The following is a 15,751-nucleotide window of genomic DNA, read 5'->3' on the forward strand; positions in this document are numbered from 1 at the left end:
CGCATGGCGCAGGACAGGGCCCCTCGGCCTGGCCATCCCGTGGCGCTCTCTGAGTTGTTCGACACCGTGTTGGGCCAGCTGGAGCAAACAACCGGGCAGACTTCCAGCCCCGCCGCGGACGGTTTTCTTTACAGCGGCAATCGTCACGAAAGTGTCCCACGTGGGCTGTTTCTCGACCGCCGCCTCACCCCCCTGGAGCGCAATGCCTGGCAAGTTTTTCGCCTGCTGCTCAATGACGACGGGGTCACCGCGCTGCCCACCTATGAGCAGTTGCGCCCCTGGTTGACCGCCATGCCCTGTGGCCCACAAGCCTCCCATGAGACGGTGGCGCGCGCGCTCACCCTGCTGCGCTTGACCCGTTGGCTAAGCCTAGTACGCCGCAGGCGCGACCCGAAGAGCGGTCGGATACAGGGCAACCTCTATGTGCTGCACGACGAACCGCTGACGCCGTTTGAAGCCATGCAGCTCGACCCCGACTACTTGGGCTTGGTCAACCACGCACTGAGTCATGCGGCGAAGGCCGTGCAGGTCGTCGGTCTGCACACCCTCACCGAGCTCGCGGACGATCCGTTGCTCGCCGGGCGTTCGCTGCCAACGCGCCTTCAGGTGCTGGCACGCCGCCTCGAATTGCAGGGCCGCCTGGGGGCGACTTATCCACAGTCCGGCCGCGATCACGATTCCGAAGACGGTGCCAACGGCCAGCCTCACCCGCCTGGGCAGCCGTCTTCGGATGGCGAAGTCGGAACCCGCGCCAACGCCAACGCCTCACTTCGCCATCCGAAGACGGGGCGTACTGTACGTAGTGAAAGTATTCAAGAAATACGTACCGTACCGCGCGTCAGTCCAGGGCCCGGCTTACGCCTGCCGGAACGCTTCACTCGCCTGACCCAGGCCCAGCAAGCCGCCGCCATGGTCGCCTTGCAGCCGGTGGAGGCAGCGCTGCGCCAAGCCGTGCTCGACGAATGGGCAGCGCGTTGCGCCGGTCAAGCCGTGCGCAATCCCACCAGCTACTTGTTCGGCCTGATCCAGCGCGCCATTCATGGGGAATTCAATCCGTGGATCGTTGAAGGCAAGCCGTCCCGAACACCCCTGCCGGCATCCGCGCCAGCAGTCGCGCCAACCCCGAAGCCAGTGGCTTCACCCGAAATCGTCAAGCTGCACCTGGCCCGATTGCGCGAGCTGATCAACCGACGCTGAGCACCAAAGCTATCCCCAGGGGATAGCTTAATTCGTTGTTCCCGGAAGGCCGCCAGTTCCCTTTGTTGGCTGACGGCGCACAGCGCGGGATCGAAGCTGGCCACTCACTTTTGGAAAGCGAGTCCTCAGCATGGCCAGCGAACCCTTGCAACTCAATCTTGGCGCATTGCGCAGTGCGATGACCTTGACCCTGCACACCCACCACGCCTCGCGCATCTGGCACGGCCGCGCCGCTGCCGAGGGGCGTGCCGCCATCGTCGGGCTCAACGGTTATGTGTCGGTCATGAACAAGATCAAGCGCGGCGCGGAACAAGACGACCCCTACAGCGACTGGTGGATGCTGCGCATAGAGGAGAAGCTCGACCAGACCAAAGCCACGTTGCACCAACTGCGCGAGAGCGTCGAGCAGGCGCTGTCCAGCGTGCCGCCAGAGCTGTCTCTCGGAGAGAACCTGAATGTGCAGCCGGTCAAACTGCCGCTGTTTGTCAACGCGCCACTGGGCTTCGTCGCGATCTATCTACTGGCCGACTATGACGATATCGCCCGCAAGTTGATCTTGGCCCATCATGCCGCGCTGATTGACCGGTCCACCATGGAACGCTGGCTCAACGACGGCGCGCATGCACTGCGCAGCTTGTTTGCCATGGCCCAACAGTTTCGCTACACCGGTTGCACACGCGACGACTTCGCGGCCCAGAACGCGGTGGCCAGAGCGGCCATCGAAAAATATGGTGAACTGCCACAGGATGTCCTCGAAGGTACGCGCCGTTCGCGTTTCGCGCCGCCTACGCGGCGCAGCATGCAGGCTCAGCAGCCTGAAGCGAGCACGGCTGAAAGCGCGTGCGCTGAGCCGGATGCGTTGCCGCCAGCCGATGCTTCGTCCGCCCCCACCGAGCCCGCGGACTCTAGCGCGGGGGAGTTCCTCGAATGAACGACGCCCCCACACCTCGCTATGTCCCCGCCCTGGAACACACCGACTTCCTGCGCTTGGAACACGCAGCCTCTCTAAAGGGCCTTTTAAAACCTTTTAAAGGTAAAGGGGCGCTCGAAGAGTGGGCCAAACAGTGCCACCTACTGCGGGACCAACTGATCACCTTGGCCCGGCTACGGGTGCTCGCACGTGCCCGTAGCTCGCCCTTCCATTTGCTGCCCTTGGAAATGACTCAGCAAAAAACCGCGGCCGGCACCCTCTTTCTGCGCTGGCGTAAGCACGACCGCTCGGCCATGGGTGTCGCACTGTGGCAGGAACTGATGGCCAGCCCCTGCCTACCCGCCAACCTGCTGGCCGACCTGTTGGCCCTGGAGCAGCAGCGCGTCCTGCTGAACATGCAGATCAGCCTGTTGCACACCCTGGGCCGCCAAGCCCAGGAATGCGCGGACAAGATGGGCCGCGCCGAAGACACCTATCTGCGGCAAATCCATCGGTCAACCAACACCCGCGCCAAGTAAGACCCGCCACCAGGCCCAAGTAACGCAACTGACCTTGTTGGAGACTGCACCATGAGCACGCATTTTTTCGCTGAAGGCAACATTGGCTCGGCGCCCGAACTCAAAGAGTTCACCAATGACAACGAAGAACCGACCCGGCTCCTGCGGCTGAACGTGTACTTCGACAACCCAGTGCCCAAGCGCGATGGTTCGTTCGAAGATCGCGGTGGGTTTTGGGCGCCGGTGGAACTGTGGCATCGCGACGCGGACCAATGGGCTGGCCTGTACCAAAAAGGCATGCGCGTGCTGGTGGAGGGCCGCGCCGTGCGCGACGAATGGACCGACGCCGAGGACAACGAGCGCGTCACGTTCAAGATCGAGGCGCGCCGGGTTGGCATCCTGCCGTTTCGGCTGGAGTCCGTGAAACTCTCCGGCAAGAAACCCAGCGCGGCCGAGCCACCGCCAGCGACGGCCTGACAGCCACGGCGGCGGTTCGTCGAGCGGGGTGTGGCACTGGTCAAACCATGGATTCACGGCGCAATGCCGCGCAGGTCCAATTCCCAAAGCAGTCGCGTGCGATCAGTGCGCGCCACATCACGCCAGTCCCGATCAGAGCAGGCACCTTCCAGCGCCCACAGCATATTCAGGCTGACGGCCAAGCCCGCCCGAACCAGACGCTCGTACGCGTCGACGGCCCCCGTGCCGCGTAGCTGCTCAACGCTGGTGATACCAACCTGAGCGAGCCACCCAACGCTACGCGGCCCCAGACCCCGAAGTTGGTCGAGCGCTTGCGGCTGCTCGGGTTGTTCCGACATGTTGACACCCTCCACGTAGATCGGTTTCGCGCCGCTGTTCCAGACAACCGCGGCTACGCATTCTTTGCTGCGGGTGATGACCCACCCGAACATAGTGCCCACAACAGCCTGTCGATTGCTTGTTGGGGGGACTATGCGGTTGTATCTATGCGAAAAGCCCTCGCAAGGCAAAGACATTGCACGTATCCTCGGCGCCAGCCAGAAAGGCACCGGCTGCATCCGCGGCAGCGGCATAGTCGTCACCTGGTGCATTGGCCACCTGCTGGAAGCCGCCCCGCCCGAAGCCTACGACGAGCAGTACCAACGCTGGTCCATCGAACACCTGCCGATTGTTCCCGAGCGTTGGCGGGTCGAAGTCAAACCCAAGACCGCCGCGCAATTCACAGTGGTGCGCCAACTGCTGGGCCAAGCCAGCGAGTTGGTGATCGCCACGGACGCGGAACGCGAAGGCGAGCTGATTGCCCGCGAAATCATTGAACTGTGCGGCTACCGTGGACCCATTCAACGCCTATGGTTATCAGCCCTCAATGATGCCTCGATTCGCAGCGCCTTGAGCGCCCTGCGACCCGGCGCGCAAACCGAGACGCTGTACCTCTCGGCGCTGGCGCGCTCGCGCGCCGACTGGTTGATCGGCATGAACCTCACCCGCCTGTTCACCCTGTTGGGGCGCCAGGCCGGCTACTCCGGTGTGCTGTCGGTGGGGCGGGTGCAGACTCCGACTCTGAAATTAGTGGTCGAACGTGATCGGCAGATTGCGGCCTTCGTCTGTGTGCCGTTCTGGGCCAACGAGGTCCACTTGTCCAGTGCTGGACAGCCATTCATTGGCGCCTGGCTCGCGCCGCAATCAGGCAGTGACGCAGCTGGGCGTTGTCTTCAAGAGCCGTTGGCACGCCAAGCGCTGGAGCGAATGCGCGCGGCGGGCACGGCCCAGGTCATCGCGATCGAAACAGAGCGGGTGCGCGAAGCGCCGCCCTTGCCGTTTGACCTGAGCACACTGCAAGAGGTGTGCTCCAAGCAGCTGGGCCTGGAGGTTCAGGAAACCCTGGACCTTGCCCAGTCCCTGTACGAAAAACACAAAGCCACGACCTATCCACGCTCCGGCTCGGCCTATCTACCGGAAAACATGCTGGCTGAGGCGCCTACCGTACTGGCAAGCCTGCTCAAAACCGATCCCGCCTTGGCGCCGCTCATGACTCAGTTGGATCACACCCAGCGCTCGCGGGCCTGGAACGATGGCAAGGTCGGCGCGCACCACGGCATCATCCCGACCCTGGAGCCGAGCAACCTGTCAGCCATGAGTGACAAGGAGCTGGCGGTCTACCTGCTGATCCGAGCCCACTATCTCGCCCAGTTCTTGCCACACCATGAGTACCAACGCAGCCGCGCGCAACTCACCTGTGGTGGCGAGCAATTGCAGGCCCTGGGCAAACAAATCCTGGTCCCCGGCTGGCGCCACGTGTTGAGCGCCACCCCCACGGTCGATATCGGCGAAGCCGCTGGACCTCGCCACCAAGTGCTCCCCGCGCTGCACACGGGGCTGACGTGTCAGGTGCTCAGTGTTGAACTCAAGGCGCTCGAAACCCAACCGCCGAAGCCCTTCACCCAGGGTGAATTGATCAAAGCCATGAAGGGCATCGCCAAACACGTGAGCGACCCACGCTTGCAACAGATCCTCCAGGACACGGCCGGCATCGGCACCGAGGCCACGCGCGCCAACATCATCGGCGGCTTACTCATGCGCGGCTACCTGGTGCAGAAGGGCCGGGCCGTGCATGCCTCGGCGGCGGCCCATACCCTGATTGGCAGCGTGCCCACCGCGATTGCCGACCCTGGCACCACGGCCGTGTGGGAGCAGGCGCTGGACCTGATCGAAAGTGGGCAACTGTCGCTCGAAAGCTTTCTCGCCAAACAAGCCGCGTGGTTGGTGCAACTGGTGCAGCGCTACCGCGCCACTGCGTTGCCCATCGAGGTCGCGCCAGGTCCGGCATGCCCTCAATGCGGCGCCGCGACGCGCCAGCGCCAGGGTAAGAACGGCGCGTTCTGGTCATGCAGCCGCTACCCGGCGTGCAACGGCACAGTGGCCGTGGCAGACCAAAGGGCCGCGCGCAAGCGCGGTGGCAGGCGCCAAGCGCCCTGAATCAGCAACTTTCGCTGCGCCCGCAGCCCGATGACACACCCCTCGTCTTCGGCAATGCGGTACGCCCTCGCGCATGCATCCTTCGCCAAGAGTGCGCGTCTCGCTGCCAACCTGTGGCCACGAGTAAGAAGGAGACTGTTCCTTGATGCGTGCCCCGCGCGTCCGTCTGATCGCTTTCCCCTCGTCCACCGAGTTGGGTTCCCTGGTGCCTCGGCTCCCGAGGCAGTAGGAGACCCAACCTGGTCGACGGTAATCAGTGCCGGCGCCCGCCGGCGGAATAACGGGCTCCTTTTGTGCGCGGATGTGTGCCAAACGATACCGACCCCAGCCACGAAACGGGTCGGGTGCGAATGCTGAGCCAACGCCAGGTGCTACCGAGAACCGCGCGGTGTATCAGCCCATGGGTGGTTGCTTGCTCTTAAGCCGAACGCGCTGATGCCTTCGGCCCCTTTTTCCCGCGTACCGCCCCCTGCCAAGCCCATACCCCAACCGATAGGAGTAAGCAACATGCCCTTGCTGCCCGATCCAACCTTTGAGTACGCCAGCATCTGTAGCGGTATCGAGGCCGTGAGCCTCGCTTGGCGGCCCCTGGGGCTACTGCCCGCGTGGTTTGCCGAGATCGATCCGTTTGCCTGCGCGCTACTCGCGCACCGCTACCCGAGCGTCGCCAACCTCGGGGACATGACGCGGATCGCCCCGCAAGTGCGCACCGGCACTGTCACCGCACCTGACATCTTGGTCGGTGGCACCCCTTGCCAATCGTTCAGCCTTGCCGGCGCGCGCCGTGGCTTGGCTGACCCACGCGGCACCTTGACCCTCGACTATGTGGAGCTCGCCAATGCCATCGACCAAACCCGTACGGCAAGCCGCCGCAAAGCGGCAACCATCGTCTGGGAAAACGTGCCCGGCGTGCTCAGCGACCGCACCAACGCCTTTGGCTGCTTGCTGGGCGCACTGGCCGGCGAACGCCAGGCGCTGCAACCGCCAGGGTCGCGATGGACGCACGTGGGTTACGTGTCTGGCCCCCAACGGCGCATCGCCTGGCGTGTCCTCGACGCTCAATATTTCGGCCTCGCCCAACGACGCAAGCGCGTGTTTCTTGTGGCAAGTGGTCGAGACGACCTCGATCCCGCCACGGTACTTTTTGAGCCCGAGGGCCTGCTTGGGCATCCTCGCGCGAGCCCAACGCCAGGGCAAGAAACTGCCCACGCTGCTGCACCATGCCCTGCGCCAACAGGCGGGTATCCGGCCGGGGCAGTGACCCATGGCCGGCCCAGCATGGGCTTCGCTGTAGGCAATGGCCACGGCCCGACGCCGATCGCGACGACCCTGCTGGCGGGCGGCCCCAAGCTCGACGTCAATACTGAAACCTTCATCGTGCAAACGCTTGCCGGTGGGCTCTATGCACCAGTGCCCAGAGCCTTTGCGGAAAACGCGCGCGGCGAGGTGCGCCTGGTATCGGGCCAGGGGCAAATCAGCAGCACGCTCGCTACCGGCGGCGGTAAACCTGGACAGGGCTTGCCCGTGGTGTTCTATCCCGCGCCGCTGACGGGTCCAGCTCCGCACCACGACCCCAAGACGGCCATCGCGCCGACCCTGCGTGCCTGTCGAGGCGGCGGCCCAGATGCGCTCCTCCCCAGCTACCACGAGCACCTGCAACTGGAGTGGCAAGCGCCGAACGGGACCGATTGGGCGCAATGGCGGGTGCGGCGCTTGATGCCGGTGGAATGCGAACGTTTGCAGGGCATGCCTGATGACTACACCTGGGTGCCGTACCGCGGTCAACCAGCCACGGATCACCCTCGCTACAAAGCCATCGGCAATTCCATGGCGGTGCCGTGTATGGCTTGGCTGGGCCAGCGCTTGGTGCAGTGCATGCAATAGCGCAAACATGCCCATACACATTGTTTGCTGACTTCGCGCGGGCGGCGGGCGATGCTGACCACGACCCGCGCCCAACCAGGGGCTTCATCCTTGAGGAGTACACCACTCATGAGCTTGCGCCCAACTTTATTTCACTTGCGAAGTGTAAGGTTAAGCCTTACACTGAAGCCGCTGTGATCCGCTCCTTTCGCCACAAGGGGCTGCGAGCGCTGTATCTGAATGGCGACGTATCTGGCGTGCGTCCCGACCACGTTCGCCGGCTCCTGCGCTTGCTGGCGTCCTTGGATGTGGCTCAGGTTCCCAGCGACATGGGCCGTCCTGGCAGCCACCTGCACCCACTGAAGGGTGATTTGGCCGGGTACTGGGCGGTCAGTGTTTCTGGCAATTGGCGGATCATCTTTCGGTTCGACGGCTGCGATGTGGAGCTTGTTGACTACCTTGACTATCACTAGGAGGCTCCTATGGCCATGCACAATCCTCCCCACCCTGGCGAGGCGTTGCGCGAGGATGTGCTACCAGCACTCGATATGACCGTGGCCGCATTGGCCAGGCATATCGGCTACTCGCGCGGCCAACTCTCCACCGTCCTCAACTGCCGCGCGGCCATCAGCGCCGATCTGGCCCATCGCCTGGAACTCGCCGGGCTGGGCAGCGCGCGCCAATATCTGGCCGAGCAGGCGGCCTACGATTTGTGGCAAGCCGAACACCGCGAACATCCCCCGATCACCCGCCTTCAGTTCGCCTAACGTCTTCTCGCCTTACAGCCTCGCCAATCAAGCGAGGCTTTTTTTCGTCTCCCGCCAATCGGTACGCCGCCAATGCGTATTGGCGACTGACGGGCTTTTGCCCAAGTTGGATGCTGTGCTCCATGCGTTGCTGACGGCGTCAGCACCATGCCAGCAGCCCAGGGTCTTCAGGCTGCCGTGGGGTTTCCCCATGGGACTCAGACGTTCTCACTCGCATCACGCTCGCGTTCAACCGTTCGCCTGAGCACGATGCACTTGTTCAACCACCCGCGGGAGCCGCCATCCCGCTGTGGGCCTTGGCATTCTCGCGACTTCAGGAGCGTTTCCATGAACTGTCGCATTGGCCAACTGGCCTTGAAATACGCCGGCAAATCCTTGCCGTTGGAGGTTCTGCCCAGCGCGGCAGGCCACTACATCGGCACCTGTGATGCACACGGCCCGGTCTCGCGCGAGTCGATTGAGTATTTCCGCAGCCAAGCCGCTGCCCAACGCGCACTCGCGCGACGGGCTTGGACTCAGCTGCTCATTCCCTAATCCACTGCTCAAAGGAGCCGGCATGCCCAGCAATCTTCCCGACGAATTGGTCCAGCAACTGCTCCAGGAAGAGCGGCATTTCGTCAGCGCGCCCGAAGCGTTTTTCCAAGCGTGGCGCCAAGCCGTGCGCATCGCCGGGCCACAGTGGTTTGGCGATGGCACTCGCGATGGCTTGACGCAAGCGCAAGACAAATGGGCGCTGTGCCCAAACGTGCGCATGATCGGCAACGCGCTCGGCGTGTTGAGCAGCGGAGAACGCTTGTTTCTCGCGGCTTTGGTCAGCTTCTACAACGCCCACCACGGCGCCGTCCTGCTCAAGCGCAGTGGCTTCGAAGGGCTGGCCGACCTGTCAGGTCTGGACTTGGAACGGCGCCGCGTCATTGCCGCGCTGATCCTCAATCACACCGGCTGGTGACGGGCCACGGGCGCACTCCCGAAGGTTGCGTAGCACCACAACCCATGAGGGGCCGCCGTCTGTATCAGACGCTGCCCCTCCATTCTCACCTTAATTCATTTGGCGGTTGGCCGTTCTTGTGGAGCAATATCCGCGAGAGTGGGCCGCGCCTTGATCTGCAATGGAGGCACCATGTCCCAGACTGACAATCCGTTCGTTCGCGGCTATTGGCAACTGCATATCAGCCGCACTCTATTCATCACGCCCAACGACCCCAGTCCGCCCATTTGGCGGCCACTGCATCCGGCTCAGAGTCATCTGCCCGATCATGCAATCGTGCAATTGCCTTGTTTAGTCGCTGCGGACTTCGCCCTCATCACCGAAGGACAAAATCCGCCAAGCTGGCTTGCAGCGCAATGCGCCTTCGAGGGCACTGTGCAATCAGTGGTCTACTCCATTGAAGGCCGTGATCTGGACGGCAAGCCCACGCATGTCGGCGACGTCTATTCGCCCGAAGACGCCGCCGAGGTGGTACGGCGCTTGACGCTCGCGACCGGCTTCCACAGTCGCTATTGGGAGATCAGCCGCAGCCATCTATCTGAAGAGGCGTACGCGTTCTTGTGCAAAGCCGTGCAAGCACGCCGGCCGCAAGCGGGCTACGAAGTCTTCCAGCTCGCCAACAGCATGGCCCTGGCCGTGCTCCTCAGTGATACCCCATGGACCGATGCCACGCGGCATGCCAAAGGCATGACCCGCGAAGCGCTACGGCAGCGGCAGTACAGCAGCGGTATGCCATCAGAACTGGTCACTGTGTTGCACCTGGCGGCCCAAGCCGAGGTGCGCATCCTCGTCTTTGACGCCGATGCGCCACAGCTCTTAGGGTTGTCGATCTATCCACAAAACTGACCTCAATACACCCAGCGGGTTGCTGAACCCGTTCGGGTTCTGCGCCCGCTTCTTAACCAGGAGCACCCAATGGCTAGCCGTCAGAATTATCCCAGCTTGCTTAAGCCGCTCTCGGCCATTGCCGAGAATATTGAGCCATTTGAAATTAACCTTCCTCAAATACTAGACAGCCTTAATTGGCCGGTGGCCTCCCACGGCTTGCTGCTCGAACAAACGCCGCAGGCAGATTTTCAGCAGCAACTGCTCGCTTGTATTGAGGCGGTGTCGCTTTATTCAGGTGAAAGCAGAACCTTGGTATTCCAGTATCAAAGCGGAGCGCTACGCCTCGATCGGATCGATCCACAAAGGCTTTTGCACTTACCAATTGAACGCTACGAAATGCTGCTTTTCGACAGTGGCATCGACCACGGCGAGCGTTGGCTACATCTATTTTACCCGATGACACGCGCGCATCAGTTTATTGAACCGATGGTTTGAGCTTGGTCGAAGCCCCTCTTTGGAGGGGTGCTTTACTTTGTATATTATTCAGCCAAATAACTTGCTCTTTGCATGACAGAGTTTATGTAAATAATTTATTTGGCTAGGTGTCTGTTTTGTTGTCTACGATTATGCCTCTATACCATCGAAAAAATAGTCTAAAACATAGTGATCAAAACTATCAAACTCTTCGATTTCCTCAACTATCTCTTGTTTTAAAGTACGAAGAAGCTCAATGGCTGAGTGAAGATCAAACGCCTCATCTTCGAAGTCTATTAATCCCGAGCGATGAATTTTTTTGCATAACATACGAGGCAATCCATACTCTTCCAATTCCATGACGCATGATGGTAGAAATGCTTTGGATAACCTGGCGATAAATGGCGATATATCGACACCGTGCTCTGGCGTTATTTTTTTCTGAATAACGTTAATATCATTCAGCAGCGCCGTGAGCTTGAACGTTGCATTGCGCTCCATCTTAAAAAATTCTTCAATCGTAATATCCTGCTCGGACAATTGCTCCAAAAGCTCTGGGATTGAAAGATGCCAATTACTGGACAAAACTCTAATGAACTCTGCAAACTTGCCATAAGCAGTGTCCCAGCCGCCCGGAACCAGCTTTAGAATTTTACAAAGTATCCAAGACCAGTAGTCATTGGTCGGTGAATACAAGGTTGCAAGCCCTCGCACAAGCTTAGGATCGGTTTTAATTGCTTGAGCGATTGCGGCAATCAACTCTGTGTCGCTGGAAATCAGCTCCCCCTCGTTCCTTAATTCATCAAATACCTGTTGACCCATTATCGAAGTCATCTCTTCTTTATATTGAAGAAGTTTGGCCAACTGCTCCCTCGTCAGTTCTTTCTTGTACTTTTCATCATCGACGTCAGCCAGTAATTCATCAGGAAACGTCAGCTCCAGCTGAGTCTCGGAAAATACGGGCGGCTCTTCAAGAATGTAAATCTTGCCAATAAAGTGCCTGAACATCCGACCACCACGCCCGATAATGTTGCGATAGGTGAAGTCGTCAAGTTTTAGATTGCCTTTTTTATTGCTCCAGACAATCACGTTTTCCGCGGATGTATTAACTCCTTCGATGATCGAGGTGGTTGATATCAATGTTTGCAGCCCATCTCCTCTTTCTTCAAACAAGCGGACTTGTATCTGACTGAGTGAGCGATGAAGCTGCCCCGTGTGTATCCCGACCCCGCGCTTCACCAGATTGGTTAAATTCCAGTTAGGGTGATAATTCTCTGCGAGCCACGTGGAAAAATCGGATAGTAGCTTGCCGCACTCTCTTTGATTACTCTCAATAAGAAGCGTTGCAACACTGGCAACGTTTGGATAGGTTCCTGCGTAGACGAGCGATTTTAACTCTTGCTTCCCAAGTATATTCAGTAGTGCATCGTTCTTCTTTTGGATATCTTTCTTTATTTCTTTATAGAGGTCATGCTTCTCCAGGAAAACGGTATTGAAATCCATGCGCAGAAATACCATATCCTTAGTGAATGGATTCACATTCAAATCAGAAATATTCGGCGCCAAATAATATTTCTGTACAGCTTGCTCACCCAGCTTTAGCATCGCTTTCAATAAAGCTGGAGACCTCTCTTTATCAAATTCCCGACTTGCTTTATAAAACTCATCTACAACGAGCAAATCTAGCTGCTTCAATTTCTCTGCGTAATGAATTGCTCGCTCTTGTGGAAAAATTAGAATGTTCTTTTCCGCCAACTCGACTTCCGATGTTGTTATTATCTTATACTCGGAAGAGAATTTTTTACTCAGTCGTCGCCGAACTTCATCCGTCAATGCAATGGTGGGGACTAGAATCAAGACGTTCGCTGGTTTTTTTATAGCAATGTAGGCATCAATGATTAGGCTTTTACCGAAACTAGTCGGTGCACTAACCGCGATATTTTCACCATTCAACAAATGCTTCAATACTAGTGATTGTTCACTATGAAGCGTTGCATGGGTATTCCGGCCAATATCAACCTTAAATGATTCAAAAACAAACCGATCTTGCCAGGAAGCGGTTTCCGGCTCAAGATAGGGATATAAGCCCGAATCCCTGATAAGATGGTTTATGAGTGGGTTATAGTTTTTTTCTTGCTTTTCAAGACTGTCAAGCAATCGAATTAATCGATTTCTTGCCCCGGCATCGTCATTGTTTTGGAGCAGATCATTAATCGCAGCACATTCGGCGAATACATCCATGGCAACTATCCCTTATGGTGCGCAACGGCATTCGAAAATCGATCAATCAAGTGCTTCCTATCGGGTACAGGAAATAAAATAACGTGAAATTTTACCAATGCATATTTAGTAATGCTTTGGGATAGCGAATTTATTTGTTTTTTGAAATAGGCGGTCGCACGCTCAAGGTGATAATTTCGCACTTGCTCCCGATAGGCATCGTTCATTTCCTTGGCTTTTGCAGTTAACGAACATTGATGCAGAAGAAGAATGGGAATATGCAATATTGGCTTGATAACGTCCATCGACGTATCAGCGGCCAAGGCGCTTTTTATTGCATTAGCCAGTTCTGCATCCTCAACCAATCGGTCAATATCAGCCATATTGGTGATAATGCTGTTTTCCTTTTTTAATTTTTCGGTTTTAAGAGAGTTGCCGACTGATTCAACGATGGATATCAGCCGCGTATCCTCAATGCTGTTAAAAAATTTAGCCTCTCCAAACCAAAGTGAAAAATTCTTGTCGCCTTCGAGAACGATATGGACACTGTCAGCACCCTTTGCATTGTCTTGCGTATTTTGCTTATAAAAAATCTTGGGAACAACAGGTAACGCATTATAGTAGTGGTGCATTATTCCATAAAGCACAATTTCGGCTAACTCACTGCCTTTGCCCTTGTCGCCTTCTTTGTCTGTCAGGCGCAGATTTTTTGCGGCTTGTCGCAGAGTTGAGCCACTTTTGCCTGCAAGCTTTTCGCGCTCTTTTGCCGATAACGCAGTTAAGGCTATGTTGTCCCAAACGAAATTCTCAAACTTTTCACCACGCCATTTTTCATCTTCAAAATCGTTTAATAAACTAATTATTGATTTGTTTTCGACGGGGGATAGCGTAGTGTCTGAGAATAAATTGAGATATCGGTCATTGATTAAAATTTCAAATTCCATCGACTTATCCGCTTGAGTATTTAATCATTTCGCTGGGTCACGCACTTCTTATAGGAAAATCCTTCCTTGGCACCACTCTTCAAAACAGCGCAGAAACACTGGCTTCCAAATTTCTCTGGCATAACTTCAAAATAATTAACACCCGGCCCAACTTTACTAGAATATTGTGGATGCCGTTTGAATAGTTCCACCAGGTGCACTGTGTCCGCTGAAGAAACCCGCTCTCCCGGTACATATCGTTGCAGCATTTCTTGAAAGAAAGAATGAGCTAAAGTTTGGTTGTCAAACGTGATGGTGCTCAAGATTACGGGTTTTCCTCTGGCCATAGTTTCCTCCTTTGAAAATGATAAAATCAGCCAACACCATTTAGATCAACCGTCTCGCTCCTTGCTTGTCCATGAGAGCAAACCCGTCACTGCAAACAAGATCGCAAAATTCATAAATACGGATAGTACGCGAAATAGACTGCTGTGGGCTTACTTCGCAGTGCACTGCTCAAGGATCGCCACCTGTGTTGCTCAGATGGGACGCGTGTCCCTCAGTTGCACAGCTGCATTGGAGTTGATCGGCAATACTGATGTTGCATCCAGTCGGCCCCAGGACGGAGCGGGTTGTTGTGGGCTGTGTCAGCCAAAAAAAGACGTACCAATTGTCTCGCGCGTGCAACTGCGCTTTTGAGCCTCTCCCGCTCAGGTCGCACGGAGGGCTGCGGGAGCCTTGCGCAATAGCCTGTACGTGGGTCCGCTCACGCCAGTTCTGGAGCAGCGGAGCGGGTGCACTTATCGAGTTCCAGGTTGGCGTCACAACTGCTGCTCACGGCTGGTCGCTGAAACACCTCAAACCAGCCTACGCTCGCTCTGTCAGCGATGCGAATACTCAGGAAAATTTTCCCAATTATGCTTTTCTTCAATAATCAGCTTGTAGTGGCTGCCGTGGACTTCTTCGTTCATCTCCAACCGCGATAAGAGATGCGAGTCATCGCCGGTAATATCGGCTATTAATTTGGTATTGGACTTCATGGTTCCATTTAGAATAAACGATCCATGTGGGGTGCCCCACTCGTGAGCCAAGCGTAATGCATCGCTTTCCACGGCATGCAGGCGAAACATATGTGTTGGGTAGGGATTTTTTTGTGTGCGCTCATTCATCCTGTGTATAACACCTAAGCTCCAAAAGAACGGTGCGCCAAGTAGCAACGCATTTATAAGCGCTTCAAGCATTGCGCCATGCTGGCTAGGGGCTTCGCCATATTGTTCTTGAAGTTGGCGCCACTTCTTGGCCAATTGATTAAAAGCAAAAGTGTCAGCCACAATTTCTCTTGCATGTGCGGCAATACGCTCATCCGCAGAAATATCATCATTAATTTTATTGCTTTGGTGCACGTTGGTGGCGCAATCATGCACAACTAGGCTGCTATTTTTTCTAACAGTCCTTCTCCATCCGTGTTTGTGGAAAATATGGCCAATTTCATGCAGAACAACAAATTCGAATAGGTTCTCCACATAGTAGTCAAAACACAGGCGGTGCTCAGCACAAAAAAGCCACCAGTATTCCTTATTTTTCAAATCAAATCCACCGGACCTCAACCAATCCTCATACCCCAAGGTGCGCCACGGCGCAATCCAATTTGCGGGTCGGGGTGTCGGTGCATCCAATGTGGCGCAGATCATCGACGCCAGTCGAAGTATATGTTCGATCAACCCCTTGTACACGACGACAACTTTAGGATTATGAATTGCCACCGCTTGCCGCATGCTGCCGTCGACAAGAAGAAAGTCAATCTCGTTGTTGTATTTTTGACAAAGTTGAACTCCATTTCTCATCAGCTTCAAATACGTCAGGCAATCGCAAGACTCAGGGCTGATAAAGTTTTCGCCATTTTTAAAAACATGGGCCTTGAGAAACGCTTTTTTTTCTTCGATCGTCATAATGAATCACTGACTCCATCATGTATTTTATATAACCTACTGCGCCAACGTTCATATTCGTTTCGCACTTCATTCGCACAAACCGCCATAAGCACAAGCCCTTTGTTTACAGCGGCCGCACAGTCGTTTGCGGCACCGTCTCTCCCCACTTGCCACGCTCTC

At 56.6% G+C, this 15,751-nt stretch carries 17 protein-coding genes; 12 read left to right on the plus strand and 5 right to left on the minus strand.

Annotation, left to right across the window (positions count from 1 at the left end; genetic code table 11):
• Positions 1-3: 3 nt before the first annotated feature.
• The 4 genes from L1Z78_RS12355 (at position 4) to L1Z78_RS12370 (ending at position 3,102) form a co-directional block, all read left to right on the plus strand.
• Complete coding sequence (locus L1Z78_RS12355) at positions 4-1,197, plus strand: STY4528 family pathogenicity island replication protein (protein ID WP_234641779.1); 1,194 nt, start codon at positions 4-6, stop codon at positions 1,195-1,197.
• A 130-nt stretch (positions 1,198-1,327) separates the two neighbouring features.
• Positions 1,328-2,128 (plus strand): PFL_4669 family integrating conjugative element protein, encoded by an 801-nt coding sequence (locus L1Z78_RS12360; RefSeq protein WP_326491974.1) that lies wholly within the window; start codon positions 1,328-1,330, stop codon positions 2,126-2,128.
• Positions 2,125-2,646 (plus strand): DUF3158 family protein, encoded by a 522-nt coding sequence (locus tag L1Z78_RS12365; RefSeq protein ID WP_234641780.1) that lies wholly within the window; start codon positions 2,125-2,127, stop codon positions 2,644-2,646. Before L1Z78_RS12360 ends, L1Z78_RS12365 begins: the two co-directional genes overlap by 4 nt.
• Before the next feature lie 51 nt (positions 2,647-2,697).
• On the plus strand, positions 2,698-3,102 hold the full coding sequence (locus tag L1Z78_RS12370) for a single-stranded DNA-binding protein (RefSeq protein WP_234641781.1): 405 nt from the start codon (positions 2,698-2,700) through the stop codon (positions 3,100-3,102).
• A 53-nt stretch (positions 3,103-3,155) separates the two neighbouring features.
• On the opposite strand, the gene L1Z78_RS12375 is transcribed toward L1Z78_RS12370, so the two are convergent.
• On the minus strand, positions 3,156-3,440 hold the full coding sequence (locus L1Z78_RS12375; protein WP_234641782.1) for a TfoX/Sxy family protein: 285 nt from the start codon (positions 3,438-3,440) through the stop codon (positions 3,156-3,158).
• Between the two features lie 133 nt (positions 3,441-3,573).
• On the opposite strand from L1Z78_RS12375, the gene L1Z78_RS12380 reads away from it, so the two are divergent.
• The 8 genes from L1Z78_RS12380 (at position 3,574) to L1Z78_RS12415 (ending at position 10,518) form a co-directional block, all read left to right on the plus strand.
• Entirely contained in the window at positions 3,574-5,577 is a 2,004-nt protein-coding gene (locus L1Z78_RS12380; protein ID WP_234641783.1) for a DNA topoisomerase III, read from the plus strand.
• 507 nt (positions 5,578-6,084) lie between these two features.
• Complete coding sequence (locus L1Z78_RS12385) at positions 6,085-7,461, plus strand: DNA cytosine methyltransferase (protein WP_234641784.1); 1,377 nt, start codon at positions 6,085-6,087, stop codon at positions 7,459-7,461.
• A gap of 20 nt (positions 7,462-7,481) precedes the next feature.
• The gene (locus L1Z78_RS28075) at positions 7,482-7,913 is read left to right on the plus strand and encodes a type II toxin-antitoxin system RelE/ParE family toxin (RefSeq protein ID WP_326491975.1); all 432 of its coding nucleotides are present in this window, start codon (positions 7,482-7,484) and stop codon (positions 7,911-7,913) included.
• Between the two features lie 9 nt (positions 7,914-7,922).
• Positions 7,923-8,207, plus strand: a complete 285-nt coding sequence (locus L1Z78_RS12395; protein WP_234641785.1) for a HigA family addiction module antitoxin — start codon at positions 7,923-7,925, stop codon at positions 8,205-8,207.
• Between the two features lie 327 nt (positions 8,208-8,534).
• The gene (locus L1Z78_RS12400) at positions 8,535-8,741 is read left to right on the plus strand and encodes a hypothetical protein (protein ID WP_234641786.1); all 207 of its coding nucleotides are present in this window, start codon (positions 8,535-8,537) and stop codon (positions 8,739-8,741) included.
• A gap of 22 nt (positions 8,742-8,763) precedes the next feature.
• Positions 8,764-9,156 carry a hypothetical protein gene (locus L1Z78_RS12405; protein WP_234641787.1) on the plus strand — a complete coding sequence of 131 codons (393 nt, stop codon included), beginning with the start codon at positions 8,764-8,766 and terminating at the stop codon, positions 9,154-9,156.
• A 171-nt stretch (positions 9,157-9,327) separates the two neighbouring features.
• Positions 9,328-10,041, plus strand: coding sequence for an ABC transporter substrate-binding protein (locus L1Z78_RS12410; RefSeq protein WP_234641788.1), 714 nt, complete (start codon positions 9,328-9,330; stop codon positions 10,039-10,041).
• 69 nt (positions 10,042-10,110) lie between these two features.
• Positions 10,111-10,518 (plus strand): hypothetical protein, encoded by a 408-nt coding sequence (locus L1Z78_RS12415; protein ID WP_234641789.1) that lies wholly within the window; start codon positions 10,111-10,113, stop codon positions 10,516-10,518.
• 129 nt (positions 10,519-10,647) lie between these two features.
• On the opposite strand, the gene L1Z78_RS12420 is transcribed toward L1Z78_RS12415, so the two are convergent.
• The 4 genes from L1Z78_RS12420 to L1Z78_RS12435 all read right to left on the minus strand — a co-directional run bounded on the left by L1Z78_RS12420 (position 10,648) and on the right by L1Z78_RS12435 (position 15,589).
• A complete protein-coding gene (locus L1Z78_RS12420; protein ID WP_234641790.1) occupies positions 10,648-12,738 on the minus strand; it encodes a DEAD/DEAH box helicase in 2,091 nt (696 codons plus the stop codon).
• Between the two features lie 5 nt (positions 12,739-12,743).
• Positions 12,744-13,661 (minus strand): DUF1837 domain-containing protein, encoded by a 918-nt coding sequence (locus tag L1Z78_RS12425; RefSeq protein WP_234641791.1) that lies wholly within the window; start codon positions 13,659-13,661, stop codon positions 12,744-12,746.
• Between the two features lie 20 nt (positions 13,662-13,681).
• Positions 13,682-13,963, minus strand: coding sequence for a DCL family protein (locus tag L1Z78_RS12430; RefSeq protein WP_234641792.1), 282 nt, complete (start codon positions 13,961-13,963; stop codon positions 13,682-13,684).
• A 558-nt stretch (positions 13,964-14,521) separates the two neighbouring features.
• Positions 14,522-15,589, minus strand: coding sequence for a hypothetical protein (locus tag L1Z78_RS12435; protein ID WP_234641793.1), 1,068 nt, complete (start codon positions 15,587-15,589; stop codon positions 14,522-14,524).
• Between the last annotated feature and the right edge of the window lie 162 nt (positions 15,590-15,751).

The organism is Delftia tsuruhatensis, from assembly GCF_903815225.1.
Classification (GTDB): domain Bacteria; phylum Pseudomonadota; class Gammaproteobacteria; order Burkholderiales; family Burkholderiaceae_C; genus Comamonas; species Comamonas tsuruhatensis_A.

Coding starts and splice junctions, on each gene's coding strand:
- L1Z78_RS12385 (WP_234641784.1), top strand. CDS start 6,085: ATGCCCTTGCTGCCCGATCCAACCTTTGAGTACGCCAGCATCTGTAGC.
- L1Z78_RS12400 (WP_234641786.1), top strand. CDS start 8,535: ATGAACTGTCGCATTGGCCAACTGGCCTTGAAATACGCCGGCAAATCC.
- L1Z78_RS12420 (WP_234641790.1), bottom strand. CDS start 12,738: ATGGATGTATTCGCCGAATGTGCTGCGATTAATGATCTGCTCCAAAAC.
- L1Z78_RS12410 (WP_234641788.1), top strand. CDS start 9,328: ATGTCCCAGACTGACAATCCGTTCGTTCGCGGCTATTGGCAACTGCAT.
- L1Z78_RS12365 (WP_234641780.1), top strand. CDS start 2,125: ATGAACGACGCCCCCACACCTCGCTATGTCCCCGCCCTGGAACACACC.
- L1Z78_RS12415 (WP_234641789.1), top strand. CDS start 10,111: ATGGCTAGCCGTCAGAATTATCCCAGCTTGCTTAAGCCGCTCTCGGCC.
- L1Z78_RS12355 (WP_234641779.1), top strand. CDS start 4: ATGGCGCAGGACAGGGCCCCTCGGCCTGGCCATCCCGTGGCGCTCTCT.
- L1Z78_RS12380 (WP_234641783.1), top strand. CDS start 3,574: ATGCGGTTGTATCTATGCGAAAAGCCCTCGCAAGGCAAAGACATTGCA.
- L1Z78_RS12360 (WP_326491974.1), top strand. CDS start 1,328: ATGGCCAGCGAACCCTTGCAACTCAATCTTGGCGCATTGCGCAGTGCG.
- L1Z78_RS12395 (WP_234641785.1), top strand. CDS start 7,923: ATGGCCATGCACAATCCTCCCCACCCTGGCGAGGCGTTGCGCGAGGAT.
- L1Z78_RS12425 (WP_234641791.1), bottom strand. CDS start 13,661: ATGGAATTTGAAATTTTAATCAATGACCGATATCTCAATTTATTCTCA.
- L1Z78_RS12405 (WP_234641787.1), top strand. CDS start 8,764: ATGCCCAGCAATCTTCCCGACGAATTGGTCCAGCAACTGCTCCAGGAA.
- L1Z78_RS12375 (WP_234641782.1), bottom strand. CDS start 3,440: ATGTCGGAACAACCCGAGCAGCCGCAAGCGCTCGACCAACTTCGGGGT.
- L1Z78_RS12370 (WP_234641781.1), top strand. CDS start 2,698: ATGAGCACGCATTTTTTCGCTGAAGGCAACATTGGCTCGGCGCCCGAA.
- L1Z78_RS12435 (WP_234641793.1), bottom strand. CDS start 15,589: ATGACGATCGAAGAAAAAAAAGCGTTTCTCAAGGCCCATGTTTTTAAA.